We start from the raw sequence: 24,164 nt of genomic DNA, 5'->3' as shown, positions 1-24,164 counted from the left end.
CACCCGCCTTCCCAAACGGACCGATAGTCCGCTACGGTGAAACGGACCGACAGTCCGCAGTCTAGTGGAGGACTCGTGACCGACACCCCCGTGGCCGTCTTCCGGCGTGCCACCGACGCGCTGCTCGCCCACGACATGGCCGCGTTCACCGCGCTCTACGCCGACGACGCGGTGATGGAGTTCCCGTTCGCGCCGCCCGGCCGCCCGCAGCGGCTCGACGGCCGGGCCGCCGTCGAGGCGTACCTGGACGGCTACACCGACTGGCTCGACATCCAGCGCATCCACGACGTCGTGGTGCACGAGACCGCGGACCCGCGGGTGATCGTCGCCGAGTTGGCCGCCAGCGGCCGGGTCGTCGCCACCGGCGCTCCCTACACCGCCCGGTACGTCGCGGTGCTCACCATTGTCGACGGCCGCATCCGGCACTACCGCGACTACTGGAACCCGATGCTGATGGCGGAGCTGTCCGCATGACCGTGCTGGTCACGGCCGCCTCCGGCACCACCGGCAGCCGCCTCGCCCGCCGGCTGGAGGCGCACGGCACCCCGGTTCGCCGGGCGGGCCGGTCCGCGCGGGCGGACGTGCGGTTCGACTGGGCCGATCCGGCGACCCACCGCCCGGCACTGACCGACGTGGACGGCGTCTATCTCGTGCTGCCGCCCGGCGTCGCGGACCCGATGCCGGTGGTCGCGCCGTTCCTCGCGGAGGCGCGCCGGTGCCGGGTGCGGCGGATGGTGCTGCTGGGCTCCTCGGCCGTACCGCTGGGTGGTCCGGGTCTCGGTGCGGCCGGCGCGAGTCTGGCGGCGCACGTGCCGGAGTGGGCGGTGCTGCGGCCGAGCTGGTTCGCCAGCAACTTCGTCCTCGACCACCTGCACGCCGACTCGGTACGCCGCCACGACGAGATCGTCAGCGCGACCGGTGACGGTCGCGTCCCGTTCATCGACCCGGACGACATCGCCGCGGTCGCCGCCCGCTTCCTCACCGGCGCGGTCCCGGCCGGGCGGGACGTGGTGCTGACCGGCCCGGCGCCGCTGAGCTTCGACGACGTCGCGGCCATGCTCAGCGGCGTGACCGGCCGCCGGATCCGGCACCGGCGGGTCAGCCCGGCCGAACTGTCCGCGCGTCACCGGCGGCGCGGCATCCCGGCGCCGTTCGCCGACCTGCTCGCCGCCCTGGACGAGGCGATCGCCGGCGGCGCCGAGGACCGCACCACCACGACGGTCCAGGACATCACGGGTACGCCGCCGCGCTCCTTCGCCGACTTCCTGCTCGGCCTCCCGGCGGAGACCCGCGCCCGCCTCTGACCGCGCGCGGTTCCCGAACGGCACACACGGCACCAGCAGCAACAGCACCGGCGAGCGTCACCTGCGGCGGAGCGCGCAGGCGTACCCATGCCATCGGGGTTGAGCTCGTGTGCGGCTGACAGAATGGGCTCATGCAGGGGCAGGACGACTTCGGGACCGCGCTGCGAACCCTGCGGCAGCGGTTCTCGCCGGGTGAGGTCGGGGTGCCGGCCTCGTTGCCCGCCGTCCGGCGCGTGCCCGGGCTGCGCCGGGACGAGCTCGCCGGCGTCGTGGGCGTGTCCGAGGAGCATGTGAAGCGGCTGGAGCAGGGGCGTCGTCGGCCGTCACCGGGCGTGGTCGACGCGATCGCGCGGGCGCTGCGGCTGGCCCCGGGGGAGCACGACCGGCTGCGGGCACTCGCCGGATTCGCGGCGCCGCCGGAGCCGGACGGCATGGTCCCGCGCGAGATCACCGAGCCGGCGCATCGGATGCTGGCACGGCTGACCGAGGTCGCGGTCTGCGTCTGCGACGCGAGCTGGACGGTGCTGGCCGCCAACGAGCTGTGGCACTCGGACGTGTGCACCGTTCCGGAGACGCCGGGCCGCGGCCGGAACGTGGTGTGGCGCGCGTTCACCGAGGCGGGACCCTCGGTGTTCCAGGTGCCCGATCGGCTGGCGGGGTTCCGCGCCACCGTCGTGGCCGAACTGCGCGAGGCGGCCCGCCGTTACCCGGCCGACGCCGAGCTGTCGTCGATGATCACCGACCTGCGCCGGCTGAGCGGGGACTTCGTCCAGCTCTGGGACGCGCCGCCCGCCCCGGGCGGGCACGCGGACCGGATCCGCGTGCCGAGCCGGGTGCACGGCCACCTCGACCTGGACCTGGACGTGATGACCCTCAACCCGGGTGATCTGCGCGTCGTCGTCTACAGCAGCACGTACGCACCGGTCAGCGCAGCAGCGGGATGACCCGGGCGAACGCGGTCATGTGCGGCTCCAGCACGCCGTAGTAGGAGATGCCGAACTCGTCCCGGTAGCGCCGCAGCCGGTCGGCGATCACCTGTTCCGGGCCGCACAGCACGCTCGGCAGTCCGAGCAGTTCCTCGTCGGGCAGGCCGGTCGCGGCCCGGGCGATGGTCAGGTCCGACTCCGCGGTGCTACGCCCGACCGCGCCGACGATCATGTTCAGCTCCAGGCCGGCGAAGCGATCGCCGGCGGCGGCGCGGACCACGGCGATCCGGTCGGCGAGGGCGCGCTCCGGCTCCACGCCCGGGGTCACCGCCGCCTGGACGGAGAAGCCGACGATGTCCGCCTCCCGGCCGGCCAACTGCAGCAGCCGCCGCCCGGCACCGGCCAGCATCACCGGCGGGTCCGGCCGGTCCGGCTCGGCGGCCAGCCGCCCGCGTACCTCCCGGAGCGTGTGGGCCAGGTAGGCCAGCCGCTCGGCGCCGGAGCCGAACGGCAGCCCGGCCGCGGCGAACTCGTGCTCCATGTAGCCGGTGCCCAGGCCCAGCTCGAAGCGCCCGCCGGTGAGCCGCCACGTGTCGGCCACGTCCCGGGCCAGCACCCACGGGCGGTAGAGCGCGGCGTTGAGCACGAAGGTGCCCAGCCGCATCGTGCCGGTCGCCTCCGCGGCGGCCACCAGGGCCGGGAACGGCGCGGTGAACCCGAGATGATCGGGGATCTGCAGCACGTCATAACCGAGATCTGCCGCACGCCGCACCTTCTCCAGCCATGCGGTACGCGACACGACGCCGGTCAGCGCCACACCGAATCGGAACGGTCGCTCGGACATCCCCCGAGTATGTCCCGCATCGAAGTCCTTCGCCCCCTGGTACGTGCGCCATCCGGGGGAAGGGACGTTCTCCGGCCGGCGTGGGACGGTGACCGGAGAACCTCCGGTCACCGTCCCGTGCCGGTCAGGCCAGAGCCGCGACGTCCCGGCGGATCGACTCCAGCGTGGGACCGAACGCGTCGCCGGGGCACTCGGTGTTGTTATCCGGGTGAAACGGCGCCCAGTCGCGGTGTCCCTGGATCACGGGCACCTGGCCGGTGACGCCGCTGACCGTGTTCACGTAGGTGGTCGTGCCGGCCGGGTCGAGGCCGGAGACCTTCGACAGCAGCGCGAGCACCTTGACCAGGGACTCGCGGGCCGCGGCGGTGGGCTGGGCGGAGGTGAAGCGACCGAGCAGCACCACGCCGATGTTGCCGATGTTGCATGCGCGGGTGTGCCCAGCGGTAACCATGTTCAGCTCGCGGTTGTAGACCGGGAAGCCGTCGTCGCCGGAGACGCGGCCCTCGTAGACGGCGCCGTCGCGGTCGATGAGGAGCTGGTATCCGACGTCGCCGAAGTCGTCGATCACGCAGTCGTCGTAGTAGACGGCGCGCACGGTGGCGGCCGGATCCGGGTCGTCGTTGTGCTCGTAGACCCCGGTGTGGTGGACCGTCAGCGTCTGGACCGGGGCGAACTCCGCCGGCCACGACTCGGTGCCGTCGGCGCTGAAGCGCAGCGACTCGTCCGCGCCCCACGCCGCCCGGGACAGATACGCCGGCACGTCGCACTGGCCGCCGCGGGTACGCAGCTGCCGCGTCTTCGTGCCGGCGACCGGACCGGCGGGACCGTCGACGGTGTTCAGCTCGGTGACCGCGACGGCGCTGCCGTCACCGGTCTGCACCTCGTAGCCGGTGACGTCGCGGGCCAGCACCAGTGAGCGACGGCGGCCGGACCCGGCCTTGTCGTCCCGGGTGCGCCCGCAGGAGGCCGCCGCGAGGTCGATCCATTCTCCCCACCCCGAGCCGGTACGCAGCCGGACCCCCGTGGCCGCCGACGAGACGACCGACAGGTGGGTGAGGGTGAAGTCGGCGACGTCGGTCCGCGACCGGCTCTCGATCCGCGTCCGCCGGTTGGCGAGCGTGGTCGGCAGGCGCCGCGCACCGCCCTTGCCCGCGCCCGTGGTCTCGCCGGCGAAGGCGTTCGCGCCCGCGGCGGCGGCCAGGGCGAGCGCGCCCGCCCCCGTCGCGCCCGCGAGCAGGTGTCGTCGTGACAGCATGTCGTGCCTTTCTCGTGGAGTTTTCCGACCGGTCGGAGCATCGCTCCGGTTCCCCCGCGTCGAGCTGCCCCGGTCAGGCCGATCTCACCGTGCCGAAATTCGCCCAAATCCGCATCTGTCGAAAGTTGTAGTCGCCGAACGGCATATCCGCTCCCCGGCACAATGCCGCGCCGGTGCGCGGACCGGGGACCGGCTCAGGGGTGCGGAGTTCGGGGTGCCGGGCGACGACGACGGTCTTGCCGTGCGGCTCGCCGGCGGCGGCCGCGGCGTGGACGGTGGCCAGGCCGGCCCGCGGCTCGCTCATGAGCCGCTGATACGTGGCGAGCGCGAGGTGCCCCGGCACTGCTCGGGTACATTGGGGCGTACGGTTTCACTGTTCTGCCCCGCCGCGCTCGACCGCGGCTCCTGCGCACCCGGCCGCCGGCCGGTGCCGGGCAGCGCGCCCTTCCACGTTCGGAGACTGCATGGCGGCACGCCGCCCTCGATCAACCGCTTCCCCCACCACGTTCAGCGGGCTCGGTGTGCCCGCCCCGATCGTCGCGGCGCTGGCCGCGAACGGCGTCACCACCCCGTTCCCGATCCAGGCCGCGACGCTGCCGGACGCGCTGGCCGGACGTGACGTCCTCGGCCGCGGGCGCACCGGGTCGGGCAAGACCTATGCCTTCTCGGTGCCGCTGCTGGCCCGCCTGATCGCGCGGCCCGCGCCGCGTCGCCAGGGACGGCCCCGGGCCCTGATCCTGGCGCCGACCCGCGAGCTCGCCGCACAGATCGAGGCGTCGATCGCGCCCCTGGCGGCGGCCGTGTCGCTGCGCACACTCACCGTGTTCGGTGGCGTGAGCGCGAGCCGTCAGATCGCCGGGCTCCGGGCCGGCGTCGACGTCCTCGTCGCCTGCCCGGGCCGGCTGCTCGACCTGGTCGACGGCGGGCACGTCAACCTCGACGCGGTGGAGATCACCGTGCTCGACGAGGCGGACCACATGGCCGACCTCGGCTTCCTGCCGGCCGTCCGGCGGTTGCTCGACCAGACCCCGCGTCGTGCTCAGCGGCTGCTCTTCTCGGCCACGCTGGACGCCGGCGTCGACGTCCTGGTCCGGCGATACCTCACCGACCCGGTCACGCACAGCGTCGACGTCGTGGCGGCGCCGGTCGCCGTGCCGCACCACATGCTGCACATCGGCCAGCGGGACATGCTGACCGTGCTGGTCGACCTGGCCGCGGCCCCGGGCCGTACGCTGGTCTTCGCCCGGACCAAGCGGCGGGCGAAGACGCTCACCCGCCAGCTCGTCCAGGCGGGCGTGTCCGCCATAGAGCTGCACGGCAACCTGGGGCAGAACGCGCGCAGCCGCAACCTCACCGCGTTCGCCGCCGGCACCGCCAGCACGCTGGTGGCGACCGACATCGCGGCGCGTGGCATCCACGTCGACGACGTCGCGCTGGTCATCCACGCCGACCCGCCGGCCGAGTACAAGGCATATCTGCACCGTTCCGGCCGGACCGCCCGGGCGGGCGCGACCGGCATGGTCGTCACGCTCATGACCGACGACCAGGTCGACGACGTCCGCCACCTCGCCCGTAAGGCCGGCATCACCGCCACGACCACGCGCCTGCGGCCCGGCGACCCGTTCCTCCATCAGCTCGTCCCCGGCCCCCGGACGCTGGTCGCCCCGCCGGCCGAGGCCGCCGCCGAGCCCGCCAGGGCGGCCGGCCGGACCCGCTCCCGATCGTCCGCCGCCGCGGCGGCCGGCCCGCGCCGCAAGGCCCGTTCCCGGGCGACGGGCAGCGCGAGCGAGGCCCCGCCGGCCGCGCAGAAGCCGTCCGGTGCCGCCGCCTTCTCCGCGGGGAGCCGAGTCGGCGCCACCCGCCGGGGCGGCCGATCACGATAGCCGCGGCCGGCGGCGGGGCGCGAGGTCAGCGGGGGGTGAGGGCTTCGGTCAGGCCGCTGGCGACGTTGCCGCCGGCCCGCGAATGCGGCGGCCGGCGATGCCCGGCGCCGGCCCAGGGGCTCGGCGGCCCGGCGCCCCACGGCGATCGGCTCTCAGCCCACGGCGCGGCGCCGGAGCCGTAGCGGCGCCCGCCGGTCAGGCCTGCCGCCAGACCTCGAACGTCTGCTGCAGCCGCCAGGTGCCGTCGGGCCGCCGCGCCTCGTTCCGCCAGCGGAACGTGCCGGTTTCGATGTCGGAGAAGGTCCAGCGCAGATCGCCGCCGTCGAGCACGATCTCGTCCCCGGCGCGAGCGGCCAGGAACGTGTGCGCCCGGCGCCGGCCCGGTCCGACCCAGGTCGAGCGCCACACGCCCGGGCCGGCCGCGGGATCGGGGAACCGCACGCTGACACCGTGTTCGACCCCGGGCAGAATCCAGACATCGGTGGTCGCCCGCCCGCCCAGCGCGTACCCGAAGTGCCACTCGCCCCGGCGGACGCTCGTCGAGCCGTCGAGTTCGTACTCCGTGCAGTCCAGGACCCAGGACCCGGCGAACTGTCCGAACAGGCCGAGGTCGACGTCGTCGGCCGGCCCGTCGGCGAGAAAGGCGGCGGCCACGGCGGCGGACGGTCTGATCACCATGCGAGCACCATAGCCAGCCCGGTGGGCCGGCGCCGAAGCAGGAAGTCCGCGGCCGTGGCCGCGCGGTCGTCGAGCCCCGCCTCGACCCGGTCCACCGACCGGTGTGACGGAAGCGACCACCGGTGCGGGATCGCACCGGTGGCCGCCGGGTTCAGCTCGGTACTACGCGGATCAGGGGTAGGCCACGACCTGGCGGGGCGTGGTGTTGCCGGCCGGGTTGGGGACGGCGCCGCCGGTGTCGTTGACGACGTTGGCGATGGTGCCGACGTCGCCGAGCGAGACGGTCAGGATGCTGCGCAGCTGGACGCCGGGCCGGTTGGGCACCTCGAAGGCGCGGTCCACCCGGACGCTGGGGTTGACGTTGAAGTAGGCGTACGAGCCGCCGCCCCAGAGCTGGTGGTCGGTGACGTTGTCGGCGACCTTGTAGGCGGCGTAGCCGTTGCCCCGCGGGCCGATCCACGCGGCCTGGTTCGGCACGTCGTACGGCTTCTCGTTCTGGAAGAAGATCGTCTTCCCCCGGTTGCCGTTCCAGATCACCTCGTACTTCTGGTAGTGCTCGACGAACAGGCCGGTGGCGAGCACGTCGTCGCCGTTGACGATCAGGCCGGTGTCACCGGTGTTGACCGTCCAGCCGGTCGGTGCGCCGCCGTGGTCGGCCCGCCACGCCCAGATGTGGTCGATGATCGTGTCGTCGCTGTGCACGGCGAGCGTGGTGGTCGCCTTGCCCTGGACGCTGCTGCCGATGCGGAAGAAGACGTCCTGCACGCTGATCGGGTTCGCCGCGTGGTCGGTGTGGACGCCGGGCTGTCCGACGCTCATCAGCGTCGGGCTGTTCGTGGTGCCGGCGTCGAACGTCAGGCCGCTGACCTTCACGCCGTCGACGTCCGCGACGTTGAGCGCCTCGACCCCGTTGCTCGGGATCAGCGTCGGGTAGCCGATGCCGGTCACCACGGTGTTCGGCCGGGTGACCCGGAGGGTCTGGTCGATGGTGTACGTGCCGGGCGTGAAGAACAGGTTCAGGCCCTGCGCCAGGGCGGCGTTGATCCGCGCGGCGCTGTCACCGGGCTTGGCGACGTAGAACTCGCGCATCGGGATCGAGGTGCCGGGCGTGTTCGGCCAGGTCGCGCCGGCGGAGTTGCGCCGCAGGGCGGGGACGAACACGCGGTAGAGCCCGGCGTTGTCGACGTAGAGGTACGGCTTCTCCCGGGTGACCGGCGTGGTCGCCAGCGTGGTGTGCGGCGGGTTCGGGAACGCGTTGGCCGGGGCGCCCTGGACGCCGGAGTAGACCATGTTCCACACGCCGCCGTCCCAGCGGGAGATCCGGCTGTCGCGGGTGTACCACTGCTGCTGGGAGCCGGAGGAGACGACGCCGTCGACGACGGAGTCGGCCAGGTAGCCGCCGCTGGAGTAGCCCTGCCCGACGTCCTGGTTGGACGGCGCGAGGGTCAGGTTGCCCTTGATGTGCACGCGGCGCATCGGGGCGGCCTGGGAGACGGCCCACCGGTTGGTGCCGCCCTCGGGCACGATGGACAGGTTCTCCACGCTGCGCCAGAAGTTCTGGGTCGCGTTGGACTCGTCTCCGTAGTTCCAGCCGGAGTCGACGTTGACCGCGCCGTTGATCGTCACGTCGTCGGGGTTGAGGCCCAGACCGGCGACCGTGGTGTAGAACCCGACGTTGGCCCAGACCCGCCCGTACGTACCGGGCTTGAAGAGGAACACGTGCCGCTGGGGCCCGAACTGCGCGGTCGGGCTGCGCAGCTGCGCGTTGAACGCCTGGTCCACCGCGGACTGGATGGTCGCCGCGGACGTGGACTGGTCGAAGATCCGCACGTTCGGGCCGAAGTCCGGGGTGTCGGAGGTGGGCAGGCTCGTGGTGGGCGGCGGCGTCGTCGGGTTCGCGCCGGCGCCGAACACCTGGAACTCCCAGAGCGAGTAGCCGTACGGGGTGGCCCGCGTGGTGCCGTTCATCCGTACGTACCGGCCGCTGCCGGTCACGGTCAGGGTCTGTACGCCGGCCTGGCCCGCGGTGACCGGGGTGATGTCGGTCCAGGTGGTGCCGTTCGGCGAGGTCTGGATGGTGAACGCGGAGGCGTACGCGGCCTCCCAGTTCAGCACGACGCGGCTGATCGTCTGGGTGCTGCCCAGGTCGACCTGAAGCCACTGCGGGTCGGCGAACGCGCTGGACCAGCGGGTACCGGTGTCACCGTCGACCGCGGCGGACGCGTTGAAACCGGCCTCGACGGACGAGGAGGTGGCCGGCTTACCCTGCGACAGCGGGGTCTCCGCGGCGTTGGCGTTCAGGGTGACCGAGGCGACGCTGATGCCGACGACCGCGGACAGGGCGGCGCTGAGCACCACCAGCCCACGGCGTCGGCGCTTGTGCGGCGGTGGCGAAGTCACTGTCGGAGGAGTCATATTCCTGCCTGTCGACGGGTTGCCGCGTGTCCGTGAGACAGACGTACGGCGGGACCGGGGGGTACGGACGAGAGAGCGCTCTCTGAGGGATTGTTACCTCGATGAAGCGGCCCGTCAATATCTGGGCAACACGACCTCGCTCCGACGCGTGGAGGTCACTGCCCGTGCTTCATCGCTTCCGACCCACCGGACGCACCGGCGCCGGCCGGACCGGGCCGCAGGTCAGGCGCGGTGTTCCGCCAGGCGCAGCCAGGCGATGAAGGTGGCGATGAGGTGGTGGGCGCGGGCGGCGGTCTCGGCCGGGCCGGGGCTGCCGGTGACGCGCCGCAGCGAGCCGTCGCGGGCGATCTGGGTCAGGCCGTGGATGAATGCCCAGGTCATCAGCGACGGGTCGGTGATCGGCCGGCCGCCGTCGGCGGAACGGTCGGCGCGCACACCGGCGACGGCGCCGCTGAGCAGACTCATGACGTATGCCCGGGCCGCCGCCAACTCGGGGTCGTCGGCGCGCAGCGGCTCGGTGCCGTACATGACCTCGAACATGTCGGGCCGGGTCAGGCCGAAGTCGAGGTAGGTGCGGCCGAGGGCCTCGATGATCTCTACCGGGTCGCTGAGCGGGTCGAGCACCGTGCGGAATCGTTCGACCAGGGCGGCGTACCCCTCGACCGCGAGCGCGGTCAGCAGGCCGGCCCGGTCGGCGAAGTGGTGCTTGGGGGCGGCGTGGGACACCCCGGCGCGACGCGCCACGGCGCGCAGGCTGAGCCCGGCGGTGCCGTGTTCGGCGAGTTCCTGCCAGGCCGCCTTCATCAGAGCCGCACGGCCGTCGGTACGCGGTTCGGCCGCCGAATCCTCGGTAGATGCCACGTCTGAGTGTCGCGTCCCGCCCTTGACACTGTCAACGTGATGATCGGATACTGGCCCTCCTTGACAGTGTCAAGGAGAGGTCCGTCGAAGCGAGGCTTGTAATGAACATGTTCGTGCGTCTCTTCTGGCTGCTGGCGACGGCGAAGCGGCGGGGCCGGCTCAGCGCCTGGCACGTGAGCCGCCGGACCTACACGGTGCGCCCGCGCGATCTCGACATCTACCTGCACATGACCAACAGCGCCTACCTGTCGTTCCTCGACCTGGGCCGGATGGACCTGGTGATCCGGTCCGGCATCTGGGACCGGTCCCGGCGGGAGCGGGTCCAGGCGGTGGTGGCGAATCAGACGATCACGTACCGCAAGTCGCTGAACCTCGGCGACACCTTCACGGTCGAGACGCGGATCGCCGGCGTGGACGAGCGGGCGGTCTACTTCGAGCAGCGCTTCACGGTCGACGGGGAGATCTACGCGGAGGCGGCCGTCCGGATGCGCTTCATCCGGCGCGGCGCCGGGGTCGTACCCATGGAGGAGGTCCTCACCTGGGCGGACCCGGCCCCGGAGGATCGGGTGCTGCCGCAGTGGATGCGGGAGTGGGCGGCCCACACCGGACTGCCCTCCACCCGCGAGCCGGCCCCGAGCGCCTGGTCGAGCTGACGCGCGCTTCCTGCGACGGGACCGGGACCCGGGCCGGACCGCACCGGGACATCGGCCGGGCAGGTTGAGTGGGACATCCTCGTCACCGGAAGGGATTCCCCATGCGCGTTCTGGCCGTGACATGCGTCCTGACAGCGGTCGTCCTGGCCCCCGCGGAGGCTCAGGCCATCGTGGGCGGCGTCGTCTCCGCCCGGGCCCCCTGGGCCGCGCAGGTCTACACGGAGGAGCCGGGCCGCGTGGCGGACGGCTTCGTCTGCGGCGGCACCGTCATCGCGCCCCGATGGGTGCTCACCGCCCGGCACTGCGTCGACCCGGACGACGAGATGCGGGTCAAGATCGGAAACAACGAATTCGGAGCCGGTACGGATGTCCGCGTCGACGAGAAGCACCCCTTGATCGACTCCGACGTAGCCCTGCTCCACCTGTCCCGCCCGGTGCGCACCGGGTACGCGAGGCTCGCCGGCACCGACCCGGACCCGGGTGAGATCGACAGAATCTACGGCTGGGGACGGGAGACCCCGGGTGGACCGCCCGCGCCGCGGCTGAAGGTCGCCGAGGTGACGGTGATGCCGGCGGACGGCCGTACGGACATGTTCGGCGGCAGAGCCCTCGTTAACCAGGGCCGGACCGGCGCCGCCATGCCGGGCGACTCCGGCGGCCCCCAGTTCCACGAGGGCGAACAGGTCGGCGTCGCGTCGATGCTCGACCACGACGGCGACGACCCCCGCGGAATCACCGTCTACTCGAGCATCGCCGCCCACCGCGACTGGATCCGGTCGACGGCGGGCGTGTGACGCCGGCGGCCACCTACCGGGGCGGGCGAAGCCGCTCCGGTAGGCGACGACGACGAACCGGGTGCGGTCGCCGGCGCCGAGCGCCCGCCGCCCAGGTCGGCACCCGGCGCAGCGGTCGAGGAGTCAAGGCTCAATCGTCGCCGGTCAACGGGAAGCAGTCGGCGAACGGGTCGTCCAGGTCGTGCCAGGTGTCGAATCCGTCGGCCAGTTCCGCGTCGGTGAGCAGGCAGCGGTGCAGCAGCGCGGTGACGGCGTCGTGGTCGAGGTGCAGGCCGATCAGCGCGAGCGCGGTGCGCCGGTCGCCGTAGTACGGGTCCCAGTCGAGGTCGGCGGCGAGGCGCCGGTCGTCGCTGGTCTCGGTCCACCGGCCGGCGGGCAGGGCGGCCAGCCAGTAGCCGAGGCTGCCCAGGCTGACGCCGCCGCCGGCGAACTCGAACGCCACCGCCACGTCGGGCTGGCTGGCGATCCAGAGCTGGCCGCGCCCGCGCAGCGCATGCTCGGTCAGCTCCTCCAGCGCGTCGTGCAGCCGCCTCGGGTGGAACGGCCGGCGGGCATCGAAGGCGATGGACGTGACGCCGTGGCCGCCGTCGGGGTCGTGCACGGCGATCGGACGGCCCTCGAGCGCGAGCCCGAGTACGCCGGGGCGCCGCGGGTCGTGGCGCCCGGTGCGGCGGACGCGCGCGGCCAGCCCGGTGCAGTCCAGGCTCGGTGCGGTGCCGGTGGGGACGCGGACCGCCCACGGGGCGAGGCGGTGCACGAGCGCGTCGAGCCGGTCGAGTTCCAGCGCGTCGGTGCCGGGGCGGCTCCAGAGGATGACGGTGTCGCTGAACTCGACCTGGTGCGCGACCACCTCGGCGACCGCCCGATGGTCGTCGTCGGCCGCGTGCAGGCCGCGGTCGCGCAGGTCGTCCGGGCTGGCCAGGTCGTCCAGGAAGCGGTCCGCGTCCACGACGGCGACGTAGCTGTCGAACCGCACGCTGCCGGTCACCGGCGCGCCGTCGACCAGGGTGTGCGCGCAGGCCGACGCGACGGTCTCGGGCTCGACCGCGGGCGGGAGGGCCAGCAGCAGATCGCGGCCGGGGCGCTCGCGGGCCAGCCGGACCAGCGTGGGCAGCACGTCCTCGCGCAGCGTGCAGGACACGCAGCCGTGCGCCAGGTCGACCGCGGTGTGCTCGAGGACCGCGGCGGCGGTCTCGACCGTACGGCCGACCAGCCCGTGCCGCAGCCCGGTGAGGTCATGGCGGATCGCGACGAGGCTGTCGTCCGCGACGAGCAGGGCGCGGGTCGCGGCCTGGACGGCCCCGGCGGAGAAGCCGGACAGCACGGTGACGGCGGGCCGGTGGTCCACGGCCGGGGAGGCGACGGAGGTGATCGGATCGGCACTCATCCGGCCATCCTGGCGCATCGAGTTGATAATGACAACGATTTTCGTTTAGAGTCGGGTCGTGTCCTCCATCTGTGACGTGACCGGCGCGAAGCCGAGCTTCGGCAACGCCGTGTCGCACTCCCACCGCCGCACCCGGCGCCGCTGGATTCCCAACGTGCAGCGCCGCCGCTTCCGGCTCGCGGACGGCACCACCGTCCGCCTGACCGTCAGCACCACCGGGCTGAAGATCATCGACCGGGACGGCATCGACTCGGTCGTCGCCCGGTTGCGCGCCAGGGGAGTGCGGCTCTGATGGCCAGGAGCAATGAGGTCCGCCCCGTGATCAAACTGCGCAGCACCGCGGGGACCGGCTACACGTACGTGACCCGCAAGAACCGGCGTAACGACCCGGACCGGCTGGTCCTGCGCAAGTACGACCCGATGGCGCGCCGGCACGTCGACTTCCGCGAGGAGCGCTGATGGCCCGCCGCGGTCTCATCGAGCGGGAGAGGCGCCGGGCCGCGCTGGTCGCGCGCTACGCGGAGCGGCGCGCCGCGCTGAAGCGGGCGATCTCCGCGCCGGACACCGACCCGGGCGTGCGCGCGGCCGCCGTGCGTACCCTCGCGTCGTTGCCGCGCGACTCCAGCCCGAGCCGGCGGCGCGACCGCGACCAGATCGACGGCCGGCCGCGCGGCGTGCTCAGCCGTTTCGGGCTGTCCCGGGTCCGGTTCCGCGAGCTGGCTCTGCGCGGCGAGCTTCCGGGGGTACGCAAGGCGTCCTGGTAGGAGGCGGCTCAGCCACCCACCGGGCCGCCGCGACGCTCGCGGACCGTGGTCACGATCGCGTCGACGACGATGAACGCGGCGAGCGGGATGCCGAACAGCGGCAGCGCCCAGCCGATCGCGAACACCACCAGGATGCCGGCCACGATCGCCCAGGCCGGGACCGCTCGCCAGTCCACCCGGGCCGGGGCGGTGCCGACCAGCGCGCGACGGCCGTCGCGGGTGGGCCGGCGCTGCCACCACATGCGGTAGCCCCAGAGGATGACGCAGAGCAGGCCGATCGCGAGCGCGGCCAGCAGGATCTGGTTGGCCAACCCGAACAGCAGTCCCATGTGGGCGTTGATGCCCCAGTTGGTGAGCTTGGCGGTGACCGGCCAGTCGGCGAAGTCGACCCGGTCGGTGACCGTGCTCGTGGTGGGGTCGACCGCGACGCTGTCCAACCGCTCCGGGAACTGCGTGTCGATCTGCGTGACCTGCCACGCCGTGGCGGCGTCGGCCGGCGGGATGATCGAGACCGGCCCGTCCAGGCCGTTGTCCCGGGCGACCGCGAGCGCGGTGTCGATGCCGTCCGGGTCGGCGCCGGTGGCCGGTGCGGCGCCGCCGCCGTGGTGGCCGCCGGCCTCGCCGGGCGGGGCACCGGTGAGCGCGGTCGAGACGTACGGTGTGCCGCCCTTGATCTGGTCGATCAGCAGGCCGAAGTTCGCGCCGGCGTAGTTCGACCAGGTCAGCCCGGTGGCGGACAGGCCGAGCAGGCCGACGAGCAGCCACGCGCCGACCGCGCCGTGCCAGCCCCGGGTCCGGCGCACGCCCTTCCGGGCGGACAGTTCAGGAGCGAAGAGCTTCCGCACGGTACGGCGGCGGCGCCACCAGAGCACGATGCCGCCCAGCGCGATCACCCACAGCCAGCTCGCGGCCAGCTCCGAGTAGAGGTTGCCGACCGTGCCGAGGTGCAGGTCGCGGTGCAGCACGTCCAGCCAGGCCTGCAGCGGCGTCCAGCCGAACTGGGTGGTCAACTGCCCGGTCACCGCCCCGGTGTACGGGTCCACGTAGACGGTGTGCACCTTCTCGGCCGCGGCCAGCTCCGGCATCGCGAAGTCGACGTGGGTCGTCCACTCGCCGCCCTTCACCCGTACCCCGGTGATGGTGCCCTCGGGGTGTGCCGCCCGTGCGGCGGCGAGCTGCTGCGACACCGGGACGGTGTCACCGCCGGCCTCGTCGACCAGCAGTTCGTCGGCGTAGACGATCCGGTCGAGCGTGGGCGTGGAGACGAACAGCAGGCCGGTGACGGCCGCGACCACCAGGAACGGCGCGATCATGATGCCGGCGTAGAAGTGCAGTCGCAGCAGCAGCGCACCGAACGCGGAGCCGCCGCCGGCGCGGCGGGGGACGGGGGTCGAGGCCGGAGCGGGCGCGGTGACCTCGGGGGTGACGGACATCGGCGTTTCCTCGTCTTGGGTGTCGCCGGCGCGGTGGCGCCGGCCTCCGGGCGGGGGCAGCCGACCCGCCCGGATTCCCCACGACCACCGTGGCGTCGGCGGAGACCCGCGTCACGTGCCGGTCTCCGCGTGGGTAGTCGTACCGCGAACCCGTTCGGTTCCCGGCGATCCGGGTCGCGCCGGTGAGCGGGGTGGCCAGCACGATGGCGTGGTCGCCGGCCGGGATGCGGCGGATGACGCGGCACGCCGGCCGGACCAGCGTGCGGTCGAGCAGTGGCACACCGTGCGGGCCGGTGTGCCAGGTGGCCGGCGCCGCGAAACGGTCGATGCCGCGGGTGGCGAACGTCCGGGCGAGCGTCCGCCGGCCGGCCGCGAGCAGGTGCACGGCCACGTGCGCGGCGCACTCCATCCGCGACCCGCCACTCGGCCGGGGTGCCGTCGTTGCCCGGCTGTCCGGCCGGCGTCCGTGACGGCACAATGGGGCGGTGAGCGGGAAGGGACTGGTCCTCGTCGTGGAGGACGAGCGGCCGATCGCCGACCTCGTCCGGCTCTACCTGAGCCGCGACGGCTTCGGGGTGCACGTGGAGCGGGACGGCCCGGCCGGCCTGGCGGCCGCCCGGAGGCTGCGGCCGGTGGCCTGCGTGCTGGACATCGCGCTGCCCGGGATGGACGGCACCGACATCTGCCGGCGGCTGCGCGCGGACGGTGACTGGACGCCGGTGGTGTTCCTGACCGCCCGCAACGACGAGGTCGACCGAATCCTCGGGCTCGAACTCGGCGGCGACGACTACGTGACCAAGCCGTTCAGCCCGCGCGAGCTGGTCGCACGGGTGCGCGCGCTGGTGCGGCGCGCGGCCGGGCCCGGCGACGGCGCGGCGGTCCGCACGCTGGGGCCGGTGGCGCTGGACCCGCAGCGGCGTCTGGTGACCGTGGCCGGCCGCCCGCTGTCGCTGACGCAGACCGAGTTCGACCTGCTCGGTCACCTGCTGCGCCGGCCCGGCCGGGTGTTCACCCGCGAGGAACTGCTGGCCGGGGTCTGGGGCTACGCCTCGCCCGACGGCACCCGCACGGTCGACGTGCACGTCGCCCAGGTCCGCGCGAAGCTCGGCGACGCGGCCGGCGTGATCCGGACGGTCCGCGGCGTCGGCTACACCGCCGATGCCTAGGACCTTCGTCGGCCGCGCCATCCTGGTCACCGCGGCCACCGCGGTGGTCTGCGTGCTCGTCACCGCGCTGGTGGCGCTGCCCCTCGCCGTGCGCTCCGCCGACGAGGCGGCCCGCGTCGATCTGGCGGAGAAGTCCGCGCTGGCGGTCGAGTTGCTGGCCACCGAGCGGCCGGTGGCCCGGCAACGGATCGTCGCCCGGCTGCGCGAGCAGGGTATCGCCGTCTACCTCGTCCGGCGCGGTGCCGCGGACCGGCCGGGGCTGCCCGAGCGGGTGATCGCGCGGATCGCGGCCGGCGAGGCGGTGGACACGCGGGACGTCGTCGCGGGCGAGCCGGTGCTGATCTCCGGGCGCCCGCTCAGCGGCAACGACAGCGGCGTGGTGCTGACCCGCGCGGCCGTGCGCGGAGCCGACGCGCGGGTGCTGGGCGGGGTGTGGATCGCCCTGCTCGCCGGTCTGGCCGGCGGTGCCGGCGCGGGCGCGCTGCTGGCGTACGTGGTGGCCCGACCGCTGCGGCAGGCGGCGCTGGCGGCGGCACGTCTGTCGGCCGGAGATCGCTCGGTGCGGCTGGCGGTCCGGCCGCCGGCCGAGGCCGCGGAGCTGGCGACGGCGCTCAACCAGCTCGGTGCCGCGCTGCACATCAGCGAGGGCCGGGAGCGCGAGTTCCTGCTGTCCGTCTCGCACGAGCTGCGCACCCCGCTGGCGACCATCCGCGGGTACGCGGAGGCGCTGGCCGACGGTGTGCTGGCGGCCGACGGCGTACCCGCGGCCGGTGCGCTCATGCGGTCCGAGGCCGACCGCCTGGACCGGCTGATCTCGGACCTGCTGGTGCTTTCCCGGCTGGAGGCGGCGGACCTGCCGGTGCACCCGCAGCCGGTCGATCTGATCGAGCTCGTCGCCCAGGCCGGGCAGGCGTGGGCGCCGCGCTGCGGCCCGGACGGCCCGCTGCTCTCCGTGGAGCTACCGGCCGGCCCGGTCACGGTGGAGACCGATCCGGCTCGGCTCCGGCAGGTGATCGACGGCCTGTGCGAGAACGCGCTGCGGGTGCTGCCGGCCGGTGCGCCGCTGATCCTCGCCGTCCGTGCCGGCGGGGCCGGTGGCGTGGTGGAGGTCCGCGACGGCGGCCCCGGCTTCACGGACGAGGATCTCACCGTGGCGTTCCAGCGCGGTGCGCTGCAACAGCGGTACCGGCACGAGCGCAAGACCGGCAGCGGGCTGGGCCTGGCCCTGGCCGCGCGCCTGGTGGCCCGGCTGGACGGCGCCATCGAGGCGGGCCATGCGCCCGAGGGCGGTGCCAGGTTCACGATGACGCTGCCGTACCCCGGCCGAACGTGAGGCTTACCTGATCCTTACACCGGCGGCCTAGCGTGCGGCCATGGCCGACCGTCGTGCGATCTCCCATCTGCTCCGCCGTCTTACGTTCGGGCCGACCGCCGCCGAGATCGACGCCGCCACGGCGGCCGGCTACGAGGCCACACTCGACGGCCTGCTGCGGCCCGCCGCCGAGGTGCGCCCGCCGGAGCTGGACGTCGACCCGTACGCGATGCTCGACGCCGGCGCCGCCCGGGAGCAGCGGCAGCGCGCCCGGCAGGAGCAGCGGGCGCAGGTCGCGACGGCGACACGCTGGTGGCTGGCGCGGATGGCCGGCGGCGGATCGGCCGAGAAGCTGACGTTCTTCTGGCACGGGCACTGGGCGACCAGCGCGCGCAAGGTGCGTTCCGCCCACCTGATGCTGGCCCAGCAGCAGACCTTCCGGCGGTACGGCGCCGGCGACACCGGCCCGCTCATCCGCGCGATGCTGCGCGACCCCGCCCTGATCATCTGGCTGGACGGGCAGCGGAACACCCGGAAGGCGCCGAACGAGAACCTGGCCCGCGAGGTCATGGAGCTGTTCACCCTGGGGCTGGGCGCCTACTCGGAGGCGGACGTCAAGGCGGCGGCGCGGGTGCTCACCGGCTGGCAGGTGGACCACCGCTCCGGCACCGCCCGCCTGGTGCCGCAGCGGCACGACGACGGCGCGGTCACGCTGCTCGGCCGGACCGGCACCTTCGACGTCGACTCCTTCGCCGACCTGCTCGTCCGGCACGAGGCGCACGTGCCCTTCCTGGCCGGCCGGCTCTGGGCCCGCTACGCCGGGACCACGTCGCCCGTACCGTCGCCGGTGTTGGCGGCCGGCCGGGACACCACCGCGCTGATCCGGGCGATGTGCCGCGCGCCGGAGTTCGCGGCGACCGCGGGCACGCTGGTGAAACAGCCGGTGGAGTGGCTCATCGGGGCGGTCCGCCAGCTCGGGATTCCGGTCGATGAGCGGACCGGCGCGCGGCTGCCCGCGGTGCTGCGGACGCTGGGTCAGGTGCCGTTCGCGCCGCCGTCGGTCGGCGGCTGGCCGGAGGGGACCGCCTGGCTCACCACGTCCGGCACCGTGGCCCGGCTGCGGGCCGGTCAGCAGCTCGCCGCGCTCGCCCCGGCCGCGGCGGAGGGTCTGGACGGCGCCGAACAGCTGGCCACGCTGCTGGCCGTCGACACCTGGACCGACCGTACGTACGCCGGGCTGCGCGACGTCGACGACCCCCGCCGGCTGCTGGCGCTCGGCCTGGCCAGCCCGGAGTACGCCGTTCACTGACAGGAGTCCGACATGAACACCCTCACCCGGCGCCGGCTGCTCATCGCCGGCGGGATCACCGGCGGCGCGGCCCTGGCGGCCGGCGCCACCGCGGTCGGCCTGCGGGACGTGCTGGCCACCGCGCCCGCGCGCGATCCGCTGGCGAAGACTCTGGTCCTGGTCACCCTGTACGGCGGCAACGACGGCTTGAACACGGTCATCCCGTACGCGGATCCGGCCTACGCGGCCGCCCGGCCCGGCATGACGTACCCGGCGGAGGAACTGCTCGACCTGGGCGACGGCCTCGCGTTCAACCCCGGAATGCCCGGCCTGCACCGGCTGTACGGCAGCGGCCGGCTGGCGGTCGTCCGCGGGGTCGGCTATCCGAGGCCGAACCGCAGCCACTTCCAGTCGATGGACATCTGGCAGACCGCCCAGCCGGACCGGCCGGGCACCACCGGGTGGCTCGGCCGCTGGCTGGACACCACGAGCGGCGATCCGCGCCTGGCGGTGTCGTTCGAGCCGGTGCTGCCTCCACTGCTGGCCGGCGCCACCTCCGCCGGCGCCACCGTGCCCGGCGGAACGTTGACGCTGCCGAAGGCGGCCGGCCCCGGCGTGCTGACGGCGTTCGGCACCCCGGCGGCCGGCGAGTCCGCGGCGCAGGCCCGCGCGGCGGCCTGCTTCGCCGACCTGATGCGGGTCCAGGACCTGATGGCCCAGGTCGACGACGGGGCGCCGGCCGGCGACGAGACCGAGCCCGACGCGCCCGCCACGGCGACCGGCGGCGACGCGCCCCCGCTGGACCGGCAGCTCGCGCTGGTGGCCCGGTGCATCGAGGCGGGCGCGGCGACCCGCGTCTACTCCGTGTCGCTGGGCGGGTTCGACCTGCACGCCGACAGCAAGGACACCCAGCGGGCGCAGCTGGCCCGGCTGGACGGGCCGCTGGCCGCGTTCGCGGAACGGATGACCGGCCGGGGCGTCGTGATCGCGGTCTACTCGGAGTTCGGCCGGCGGGTGCGGGCCAACGCCTCCGACGGCACCGATCACGGCACCGCGTCGGATGTCTTCCTGCTGGGCGACGGCGTGCGCGGCGGCCTGCACGGCGAGCAGCCCAGCCTGACCGACCTCGACGACGGCGACCTCAAGCACACCGTCGACTTCCGCGACGTGTACGCGACACTGCTGGCCGGCGTGCTGGCCACCGACCCCGGCCTTGCACTGGACGGATGGACCGGGCGCCTGGACGGCGTCATGACGTGACCGCACGGCTCCCGACGGTGCCCGCGGCCTCGGCCGGCTCCGGCCGCGGCATCTCGGCGAGCACGTCCCGTTCCGGTGGCGGGGTGGACGCCTTCCGCGCCGGCTCGGCGGAGGTGCCGGCCGCCGGGTAGCAGACCGTACGCGACCCGGCGGGACCGGTGTCCAACTGTCCGGCGTTAACGATTTTGTGCATTGTTACGAGCCTCTTACGCTCGGCCCAAGCTTCCGGATGCGAGACCGATCTGGGCCGCGCCCCGCGACGCCGGGGCGCGTGAGTGAAGGGAGCTCGATGTCCACAGTTCTGACCAACCTCGGTAGCCGGCTGCTCGGCCGGCTCCTCCCGCAGGAGGAGGCGGGGGCCTGCACGATCTGCCCCGGCCCCTGTGGGAATGCGTACTACTACATCTGCAGTGGCGGCACCCTCTGGTACGCCAACTGCTCGCGGGTCTACAGCTGTGACTGTGGCTGTATCCCCAGCTCCTGCACCTATCTCTACGCCGTCGGAAGCTGCTGACCCGACGGAGTGCGTGACGGCCGGCCGGTGCACCCGCACCGGCCGGCCCCCGGGAGGTGTCGATGTCCTCAGTAGAACTCGTCTGCCGTGGCGTGATCGGCTTCGTGATGGCGCTGGCGATCATCGGCAAGGTGAGCGGGCACGAGCGGTGGCGGGAGTTCCGCGCCTCGCTGGCCGGGTTCACCTGGTTGCCGTATCAGGCCCGGACCGCGGTCGCCGCGCTCGTCGTCGCCGCCGAGGCCGCGGTGCTGGTCCTGGTGGCGGTGCCGGCCACCGCGGTCGCCGGCCTGGCCCTGGGCGGCCTGCTGCTGACCGGGATCTCGCTGGCCGTGCTGGCCGCGCGCCGGGCCGGTCACGAGGTGCGCTGCAACTGCTTCGGCGGTGACGCAGGTCCGATCGGCCGGGCCGAGCTGATCCGCAACGCGATCCTGGTGCTGATCTGCGCGCTCGGCGCCACCGCGTCCACCGCCGCCGCGGCCACGCCCGGCCCGGTCGCCGGTGGCCTGCTGCTCTCCTGCGCCGCCCTGGCCGCCGCGGCGCTGTCCTTCCCGCGCGAGCTGCGGTTCGCCCTCACCCACCCGAGACGGGACCTGCCATGACGTGGTTGATGCTCGCCGGACTGATCGTCACCCTGACCCTGACGCTGCTCAACCTGAGCCTCACCGCGGCCGTGATCCGGCACCTGCGGGACCGGCCGGCCACCCCGGGCCCGTCGCTGTCGCTGACGCCGCCCGGCCGCCGGATCGGCGCGTTCACGGCCCGCACCACGACCGGCGCGCCGCTCACCGACCGGGACCTCGCGGACGGCCGCAGCCTGGTGGCGTTCGTCTCCGCCGGCTGCCCGCCGTGCGAGGTGACGATCGACGAGCTGGCGTCCGGCGCACCCGTGCCCGGCGAGCGGCTGGTCCTGTTCGTGGCCGGGGACGACCGGGCGACCGCGGAGGTCGCGGCCCGGGTGCCGTGGGCGCTGGTCAGCCGCGCCGATCTGGGCGGCCCGATCGGCGACGCGTTCGGCGGCGTCGACGGCTACCCGCGCGTGTTCACCGTCGCCGACGCGGTCATCACCCGGTCCGGTCTGGCGCTCGACCAGCTCGCCGGGGCGCACGCGTGACCGTCGTCATCGCGGCCGGTGACACCGGGGATTCGGCGTCCCTCCCGGCGCGGCAGCGCTGGCGGATCGCCCGGCAATCGCTGCTGATCGGGCTCCGCGCGGCACCCGGCGGGTACGCGGCGCTGGCCGCGCTCGCGCTGCTGGCCGGCGGCGCCGCGCCGGTCGCCGCCTGGCTGATGAAGCTGCTCATCGACCGGCTCGCCGCCGGTACGCCCGGTGCCGTACCGGTGCTGCTGCTCGCGCTCGGCGCCGCCCTCACCGGCGGCGCCGTGCTGGTCATCGGCGAGGTGTCCATGTACCTGGGCGCCCGGGTGCAGCGCGCGGTCACGCTGCGGGTGCAGTCCGGGCTGAGCCTGCGGGTCAACCGGCTGATCGGGCTGCGCTACTTCGAGGAGCCGGCGCACCAGGACCGGCTGCGGCTGGCGTCGCAGGCCGCGGACATCACCCCGAACGAGGTCGTCATGTTCGGCCTGGAGGTGCTGCGGCAGACCGTGGCGGTCGCCGGGTTCGCGGGCACGCTGATGACGATCTGGCCGCCGATCGGGCTGCTGCTGCTGGCCGCGCTGGTCCCGGCGTACCTCGGGCAGCGCGCCACCGCCCGCCGGCACGCGGCCGCCGCGCAGACCATCTCGCCGGTCCAGCGCCGCCAGTACTACTACCGCTCGCTGCTCACCGAACGGCACGCCGCCAAGGAGGTACGCCTCTTCGGCCTCGGCGCGCTGTTCCACGGCCGGATGATCGAGGCGCTCACCCGGGGCGTCGACGTGGAACTGTCCGTGCAGCGCCGGGCGGCGCTCATCCAGAGCCTGCTCGCGCTGCTCAACGGCGTCGTCGGCGGCGTCGGCGTGGGCGTCGTCGCCTGGCGCGCGGCCGCGGGCGGGGCCACGGTCGGCGACGTCGGCCTGTTCGTCGCGGCCGTCGCCGCGATGCAGAGCGCGATCGGCGGGCTGCTGCTCAGCCTCGGCCGGGTCCAGGCCGGTCTGCTGCTGATGCGCCACTACACGGCCGTGATGGAGGCCGCGGACGACCTGACCGACGGCACCCGCCCGGCCGCGCCGCTGACCCGGGGCATCGAGCTGCGCGACGTCTGGTTCCGGTACACCCCGGACGGGCCGTGGGTGCTGCGCGGCGTCGACCTGACCATCCCGGCCGGGCAGGCGATCGGCGTGGTCGGGCTCAACGGCGCCGGGAAGACCACGCTGGTCAAGCTGCTCTGCCGCCTCTACGACCCGGAGCGCGGCGCGATCCTCTGGGACGGGGTGGACATCCGCGATCTGTCCGCGGAGACGCTGCGCCGCCGGATCTCGGCCACCTTCCAGGACTTCGTCACCTACGACCTGACCGTCCGGGAGAACATCGGCGTCGGCGCCCTGGAACACCTGGACGACGCCGGGAGGGTACGGTCCGCGGCCGAGCTGGGCGGCCTGGCCGAGGCGGTCGACCACCTTCCGCGCCGCTACGACACGATGGTCAGCCTGAGCTTCCTGGGCGCCGGTGACGACCGGGGCGTGATGCTCTCCGGCGGCCAGCTCCAGCGGCTGGCGATCGCCCGCTCCGTGCTGCGCGACGACGCCGACCTGCTCATCCTGGACGAGCCCAGCGCGGGGCTGGACGCCGTCGCCGAGCACCACGTGCACCGTACGCTCGCCGCCCGCCGGGCCGGCCGTACCAGCCTGCTCGTGTCGCACCGGCTCGGCGCCCTGCGCGACGCGGACCTGATCGTCGTGCTGGACGCGGGCCGGATCACCGAACGCGGCACCCACGACGAGCTGATGTCCCTCGACGGCGGCCGGTACGCGTCGCTGTTCCGCCTCCAGGCCACCACCTACCAGGACGCCCGCGTCCCCCGCCCCGGCGACGTGGTGATCGTCGGCCCCGCGCCCGCCGGCGGTGCCTGATGCTGGCGTTCCTCCTGGTCGCGTGCGTGCTGCTGGCGGTGGCGGCCGGGTGGGCGCGCCGGTCGCTGATCGTGGTCACGGTCACCGGTTCCAGCATGCAGCCGCTGATCGCCGCCGGGTCCCGGGTGCTGGTCCGCCGCACCGGCCGCTGCCGCACCGGTGACGTGGTGATGTTCCGCATCCACGACAGCGGCCCGCCGATGGTCAAGCGGGTGGTCGCGACCGCGGGCGAGCCGGTCCCGCCGCAGCTGCGCACGGCGGGCGGGCCGGACCTCGTACCCGCCGGGCGGTTGCTGGTCCTCGGCACCGCCCCGGACAGCATGGACTCCCGGCAGCTAGGCTTCCTGACCACCGGCGACGTGGTGGGCGTGGTCCTGCGGCGGGCCGCGCTCCCGGTCGCGCCGCGCACCGGTTGAGC

Annotated in this window: 27 protein-coding genes; 17 read left to right on the top strand and 10 right to left on the bottom strand. The window is 74.1% G+C overall.

Annotated features, from left to right (window positions below):
• Positions 1–75: 75 nt before the first annotated feature.
• The 3 genes from J2S41_RS19375 (at position 76) to J2S41_RS19365 (ending at position 2,248) form a co-directional block, all read left to right on the top strand.
• Positions 76–474: a nuclear transport factor 2 family protein gene (locus J2S41_RS19375; RefSeq protein ID WP_310369301.1), complete on the top strand. Its 399-nt coding sequence runs from the start codon at positions 76–78 to the stop codon at positions 472–474.
• Positions 471–1,304, top strand: coding sequence for a Rossmann-fold NAD(P)-binding domain-containing protein (locus J2S41_RS19370; protein ID WP_310369300.1), 834 nt, complete (start codon positions 471–473; stop codon positions 1,302–1,304). The genes J2S41_RS19375 and J2S41_RS19370 overlap by 4 nt, the downstream gene beginning before the upstream one ends.
• Positions 1,305–1,435: 131 nt before the next feature.
• On the top strand, positions 1,436–2,248 hold the full coding sequence (locus J2S41_RS19365; protein ID WP_310369299.1) for a helix-turn-helix domain-containing protein: 813 nt from the start codon (positions 1,436–1,438) through the stop codon (positions 2,246–2,248).
• On the opposite strand, the gene J2S41_RS19360 is transcribed toward J2S41_RS19365, so the two are convergent.
• The 3 genes from J2S41_RS19360 to J2S41_RS19350 form a co-directional block, all read right to left on the bottom strand.
• Positions 2,229–3,074: a TIGR03621 family F420-dependent LLM class oxidoreductase gene (locus tag J2S41_RS19360; protein ID WP_310369298.1), complete on the bottom strand. Its 846-nt coding sequence runs from the start codon at positions 3,072–3,074 to the stop codon at positions 2,229–2,231. The genes J2S41_RS19365 and J2S41_RS19360 overlap by 20 nt on opposite strands.
• A 124-nt stretch (positions 3,075–3,198) precedes the next feature.
• Positions 3,199–4,329: a peptidoglycan recognition protein family protein gene (locus tag J2S41_RS19355; protein ID WP_310369297.1), complete on the bottom strand. Its 1,131-nt coding sequence runs from the start codon at positions 4,327–4,329 to the stop codon at positions 3,199–3,201.
• 73 nt (positions 4,330–4,402) lie between these two features.
• On the bottom strand, positions 4,403–4,633 hold the full coding sequence (locus tag J2S41_RS19350) for a hypothetical protein (protein WP_310369296.1): 231 nt from the start codon (positions 4,631–4,633) through the stop codon (positions 4,403–4,405).
• A 160-nt stretch (positions 4,634–4,793) separates the two neighbouring features.
• On the opposite strand from J2S41_RS19350, the gene J2S41_RS19345 reads away from it, so the two are divergent.
• Positions 4,794–6,212: a DEAD/DEAH box helicase gene (locus J2S41_RS19345; protein ID WP_310369295.1), complete on the top strand. Its 1,419-nt coding sequence runs from the start codon at positions 4,794–4,796 to the stop codon at positions 6,210–6,212.
• Between the two features lie 195 nt (positions 6,213–6,407).
• Here J2S41_RS19345 and J2S41_RS19340 read toward each other — a convergent pair whose 3' ends face one another.
• The 3 genes from J2S41_RS19340 to J2S41_RS19330 form a co-directional block, all read right to left on the bottom strand.
• Positions 6,408–6,890: a hypothetical protein gene (locus J2S41_RS19340; protein ID WP_310369294.1), complete on the bottom strand. Its 483-nt coding sequence runs from the start codon at positions 6,888–6,890 to the stop codon at positions 6,408–6,410.
• Positions 6,891–7,061: 171 nt separating this feature from the next.
• Positions 7,062–9,305, bottom strand: a complete 2,244-nt coding sequence (locus J2S41_RS19335) for a pectate lyase-like domain-containing protein (protein ID WP_310369293.1) — start codon at positions 9,303–9,305, stop codon at positions 7,062–7,064.
• Between the two features lie 222 nt (positions 9,306–9,527).
• The gene (locus J2S41_RS19330; RefSeq protein ID WP_310369292.1) at positions 9,528–10,109 is read right to left on the bottom strand and encodes a TetR/AcrR family transcriptional regulator; all 582 of its coding nucleotides are present in this window, start codon (positions 10,107–10,109) and stop codon (positions 9,528–9,530) included.
• Positions 10,110–10,267: 158 nt separating this feature from the next.
• Between J2S41_RS19330 and J2S41_RS19325 the strand changes: the two genes are divergently transcribed.
• Together J2S41_RS19325 and J2S41_RS19320 are read left to right on the top strand one after the other, a co-directional pair.
• Positions 10,268–10,819, top strand: coding sequence for an acyl-CoA thioesterase (locus tag J2S41_RS19325; RefSeq protein ID WP_310369291.1), 552 nt, complete (start codon positions 10,268–10,270; stop codon positions 10,817–10,819).
• Between the two features lie 101 nt (positions 10,820–10,920).
• The gene (locus J2S41_RS19320) at positions 10,921–11,613 is read left to right on the top strand and encodes a S1 family peptidase (RefSeq protein WP_310369290.1); all 693 of its coding nucleotides are present in this window, start codon (positions 10,921–10,923) and stop codon (positions 11,611–11,613) included.
• Positions 11,614–11,743: 130 nt separating this feature from the next.
• On the opposite strand, the gene J2S41_RS19315 is transcribed toward J2S41_RS19320, so the two are convergent.
• Complete coding sequence (locus tag J2S41_RS19315; protein ID WP_310369289.1) at positions 11,744–13,000, bottom strand: CobW family GTP-binding protein; 1,257 nt, start codon at positions 12,998–13,000, stop codon at positions 11,744–11,746.
• Positions 13,001–13,058: 58 nt separating this feature from the next.
• Between J2S41_RS19315 and rpmB the strand changes: the two genes are divergently transcribed.
• Genes rpmB through rpsN form a run of 3 tightly spaced genes read left to right on the top strand, consistent with a single transcriptional unit; the run spans position 13,059 to position 13,764 of the window.
• Positions 13,059–13,292, top strand: a complete 234-nt coding sequence (gene rpmB, locus J2S41_RS19310) for a 50S ribosomal protein L28 (protein WP_310369288.1) — start codon at positions 13,059–13,061, stop codon at positions 13,290–13,292.
• The gene (rpmG, locus tag J2S41_RS19305) at positions 13,292–13,459 is read left to right on the top strand and encodes a 50S ribosomal protein L33 (RefSeq protein WP_310369287.1); all 168 of its coding nucleotides are present in this window, start codon (positions 13,292–13,294) and stop codon (positions 13,457–13,459) included. Before rpmB ends, rpmG begins: the two co-directional genes overlap by 1 nt.
• Positions 13,459–13,764, top strand: coding sequence for a 30S ribosomal protein S14 (rpsN, locus tag J2S41_RS19300; protein ID WP_310369286.1), 306 nt, complete (start codon positions 13,459–13,461; stop codon positions 13,762–13,764). The genes rpmG and rpsN overlap by 1 nt, the downstream gene beginning before the upstream one ends.
• Before the next feature lie 8 nt (positions 13,765–13,772).
• Here the strand turns inward: rpsN and J2S41_RS19295 are convergent, their stop codons facing one another.
• Together J2S41_RS19295 and J2S41_RS39845 are read right to left on the bottom strand one after the other, a co-directional pair.
• The gene (locus J2S41_RS19295) at positions 13,773–15,077 is read right to left on the bottom strand and encodes a PepSY-associated TM helix domain-containing protein (RefSeq protein WP_374728256.1); all 1,305 of its coding nucleotides are present in this window, start codon (positions 15,075–15,077) and stop codon (positions 13,773–13,775) included.
• A complete protein-coding gene (locus J2S41_RS39845) occupies positions 14,962–15,606 on the bottom strand; it encodes a flavin reductase (RefSeq protein ID WP_374728138.1) in 645 nt (214 codons plus the stop codon). The genes J2S41_RS19295 and J2S41_RS39845 overlap by 116 nt, the downstream gene beginning before the upstream one ends.
• Positions 15,607–15,682: 76 nt before the next feature.
• Between J2S41_RS39845 and J2S41_RS19285 the strand changes: the two genes are divergently transcribed.
• Genes J2S41_RS19285 through J2S41_RS19270 form a run of 4 tightly spaced genes read left to right on the top strand, consistent with a single transcriptional unit; the run spans position 15,683 to position 20,223 of the window.
• The gene (locus tag J2S41_RS19285) at positions 15,683–16,363 is read left to right on the top strand and encodes a response regulator transcription factor (RefSeq protein WP_310369284.1); all 681 of its coding nucleotides are present in this window, start codon (positions 15,683–15,685) and stop codon (positions 16,361–16,363) included.
• Positions 16,356–17,696 carry a sensor histidine kinase gene (locus J2S41_RS19280; RefSeq protein ID WP_310369283.1) on the top strand — a complete coding sequence of 447 codons (1,341 nt, stop codon included), beginning with the start codon at positions 16,356–16,358 and terminating at the stop codon, positions 17,694–17,696. The genes J2S41_RS19285 and J2S41_RS19280 overlap by 8 nt, the downstream gene beginning before the upstream one ends.
• Before the next feature lie 40 nt (positions 17,697–17,736).
• A complete protein-coding gene (locus J2S41_RS19275; RefSeq protein ID WP_310369282.1) occupies positions 17,737–18,984 on the top strand; it encodes a DUF1800 domain-containing protein in 1,248 nt (415 codons plus the stop codon).
• Between the two features lie 12 nt (positions 18,985–18,996).
• Entirely contained in the window at positions 18,997–20,223 is a 1,227-nt protein-coding gene (locus J2S41_RS19270) for a DUF1501 domain-containing protein (protein WP_310369281.1), read from the top strand.
• On the opposite strand, the gene J2S41_RS19265 is transcribed toward J2S41_RS19270, so the two are convergent.
• A complete protein-coding gene (locus J2S41_RS19265) occupies positions 20,213–20,416 on the bottom strand; it encodes a hypothetical protein (protein WP_310369280.1) in 204 nt (67 codons plus the stop codon). The genes J2S41_RS19270 and J2S41_RS19265 overlap by 11 nt on opposite strands.
• A gap of 383 nt (positions 20,417–20,799) precedes the next feature.
• On the opposite strand from J2S41_RS19265, the gene J2S41_RS19260 reads away from it, so the two are divergent.
• From J2S41_RS19260 to J2S41_RS19245, 4 genes are read left to right on the top strand one after another with little or no spacing between them, the layout of a single operon-like run.
• The gene (locus tag J2S41_RS19260) at positions 20,800–21,336 is read left to right on the top strand and encodes a MauE/DoxX family redox-associated membrane protein (RefSeq protein WP_310369279.1); all 537 of its coding nucleotides are present in this window, start codon (positions 20,800–20,802) and stop codon (positions 21,334–21,336) included.
• Positions 21,333–21,848: a peroxiredoxin family protein gene (locus J2S41_RS19255; protein WP_310369278.1), complete on the top strand. Its 516-nt coding sequence runs from the start codon at positions 21,333–21,335 to the stop codon at positions 21,846–21,848. The genes J2S41_RS19260 and J2S41_RS19255 overlap by 4 nt, the downstream gene beginning before the upstream one ends.
• The gene (locus tag J2S41_RS19250; protein ID WP_310369277.1) at positions 21,845–23,746 is read left to right on the top strand and encodes an ABC transporter ATP-binding protein; all 1,902 of its coding nucleotides are present in this window, start codon (positions 21,845–21,847) and stop codon (positions 23,744–23,746) included. Before J2S41_RS19255 ends, J2S41_RS19250 begins: the two co-directional genes overlap by 4 nt.
• The gene (locus tag J2S41_RS19245) at positions 23,746–24,162 is read left to right on the top strand and encodes a S26 family signal peptidase (RefSeq protein WP_310369276.1); all 417 of its coding nucleotides are present in this window, start codon (positions 23,746–23,748) and stop codon (positions 24,160–24,162) included. The genes J2S41_RS19250 and J2S41_RS19245 overlap by 1 nt, the downstream gene beginning before the upstream one ends.
• Positions 24,163–24,164: the final 2 nt, after the last annotated feature.

Source organism: Catenuloplanes atrovinosus (genome assembly GCF_031458235.1).
In the GTDB taxonomy this organism is placed as follows: domain Bacteria; phylum Actinomycetota; class Actinomycetes; order Mycobacteriales; family Micromonosporaceae; genus Catenuloplanes; species Catenuloplanes atrovinosus.
This window is presented reverse-complemented; position numbering and strand designations above follow the sequence as displayed.

Bases quoted from the DNA above. Each gene is read 5' to 3' on its own strand.
- J2S41_RS19370 (WP_310369300.1), top strand. From the start codon at position 471: ATGACCGTGCTGGTCACGGCCGCCTCCGGCACCACCGGCAGCCGCCTC.
- J2S41_RS19335 (WP_310369293.1), bottom strand. From the start codon at position 9,305: ATGACTCCTCCGACAGTGACTTCGCCACCGCCGCACAAGCGCCGACGC.
- J2S41_RS39845 (WP_374728138.1), bottom strand. From the start codon at position 15,606: ATGGAGTGCGCCGCGCACGTGGCCGTGCACCTGCTCGCGGCCGGCCGG.
- rpsN (WP_310369286.1), top strand. From the start codon at position 13,459: ATGGCCCGCCGCGGTCTCATCGAGCGGGAGAGGCGCCGGGCCGCGCTG.
- J2S41_RS19275 (WP_310369282.1), top strand. From the start codon at position 17,737: ATGGCCGACCGTCGTGCGATCTCCCATCTGCTCCGCCGTCTTACGTTC.
- J2S41_RS19340 (WP_310369294.1), bottom strand. From the start codon at position 6,890: ATGGTGATCAGACCGTCCGCCGCCGTGGCCGCCGCCTTTCTCGCCGAC.
- J2S41_RS19365 (WP_310369299.1), top strand. From the start codon at position 1,436: ATGCAGGGGCAGGACGACTTCGGGACCGCGCTGCGAACCCTGCGGCAG.
- J2S41_RS19325 (WP_310369291.1), top strand. From the start codon at position 10,268: ATGAACATGTTCGTGCGTCTCTTCTGGCTGCTGGCGACGGCGAAGCGG.
- J2S41_RS19360 (WP_310369298.1), bottom strand. From the start codon at position 3,074: ATGTCCGAGCGACCGTTCCGATTCGGTGTGGCGCTGACCGGCGTCGTG.
- J2S41_RS19265 (WP_310369280.1), bottom strand. From the start codon at position 20,416: ATGCACAAAATCGTTAACGCCGGACAGTTGGACACCGGTCCCGCCGGG.
- J2S41_RS19260 (WP_310369279.1), top strand. From the start codon at position 20,800: ATGTCCTCAGTAGAACTCGTCTGCCGTGGCGTGATCGGCTTCGTGATG.
- J2S41_RS19295 (WP_374728256.1), bottom strand. From the start codon at position 15,077: ATGATCGCGCCGTTCCTGGTGGTCGCGGCCGTCACCGGCCTGCTGTTC.
- J2S41_RS19355 (WP_310369297.1), bottom strand. From the start codon at position 4,329: ATGCTGTCACGACGACACCTGCTCGCGGGCGCGACGGGGGCGGGCGCG.
- J2S41_RS19345 (WP_310369295.1), top strand. From the start codon at position 4,794: ATGGCGGCACGCCGCCCTCGATCAACCGCTTCCCCCACCACGTTCAGC.
- J2S41_RS19245 (WP_310369276.1), top strand. From the start codon at position 23,746: ATGCTGGCGTTCCTCCTGGTCGCGTGCGTGCTGCTGGCGGTGGCGGCC.
- J2S41_RS19315 (WP_310369289.1), bottom strand. From the start codon at position 13,000: ATGAGTGCCGATCCGATCACCTCCGTCGCCTCCCCGGCCGTGGACCAC.
- J2S41_RS19320 (WP_310369290.1), top strand. From the start codon at position 10,921: ATGCGCGTTCTGGCCGTGACATGCGTCCTGACAGCGGTCGTCCTGGCC.
- J2S41_RS19255 (WP_310369278.1), top strand. From the start codon at position 21,333: ATGACGTGGTTGATGCTCGCCGGACTGATCGTCACCCTGACCCTGACG.
- rpmG (WP_310369287.1), top strand. From the start codon at position 13,292: ATGGCCAGGAGCAATGAGGTCCGCCCCGTGATCAAACTGCGCAGCACC.
- J2S41_RS19270 (WP_310369281.1), top strand. From the start codon at position 18,997: ATGAACACCCTCACCCGGCGCCGGCTGCTCATCGCCGGCGGGATCACC.
- J2S41_RS19330 (WP_310369292.1), bottom strand. From the start codon at position 10,109: ATGAAGGCGGCCTGGCAGGAACTCGCCGAACACGGCACCGCCGGGCTC.
- J2S41_RS19350 (WP_310369296.1), bottom strand. From the start codon at position 4,633: ATGAGCGAGCCGCGGGCCGGCCTGGCCACCGTCCACGCCGCGGCCGCC.
- J2S41_RS19280 (WP_310369283.1), top strand. From the start codon at position 16,356: ATGCCTAGGACCTTCGTCGGCCGCGCCATCCTGGTCACCGCGGCCACC.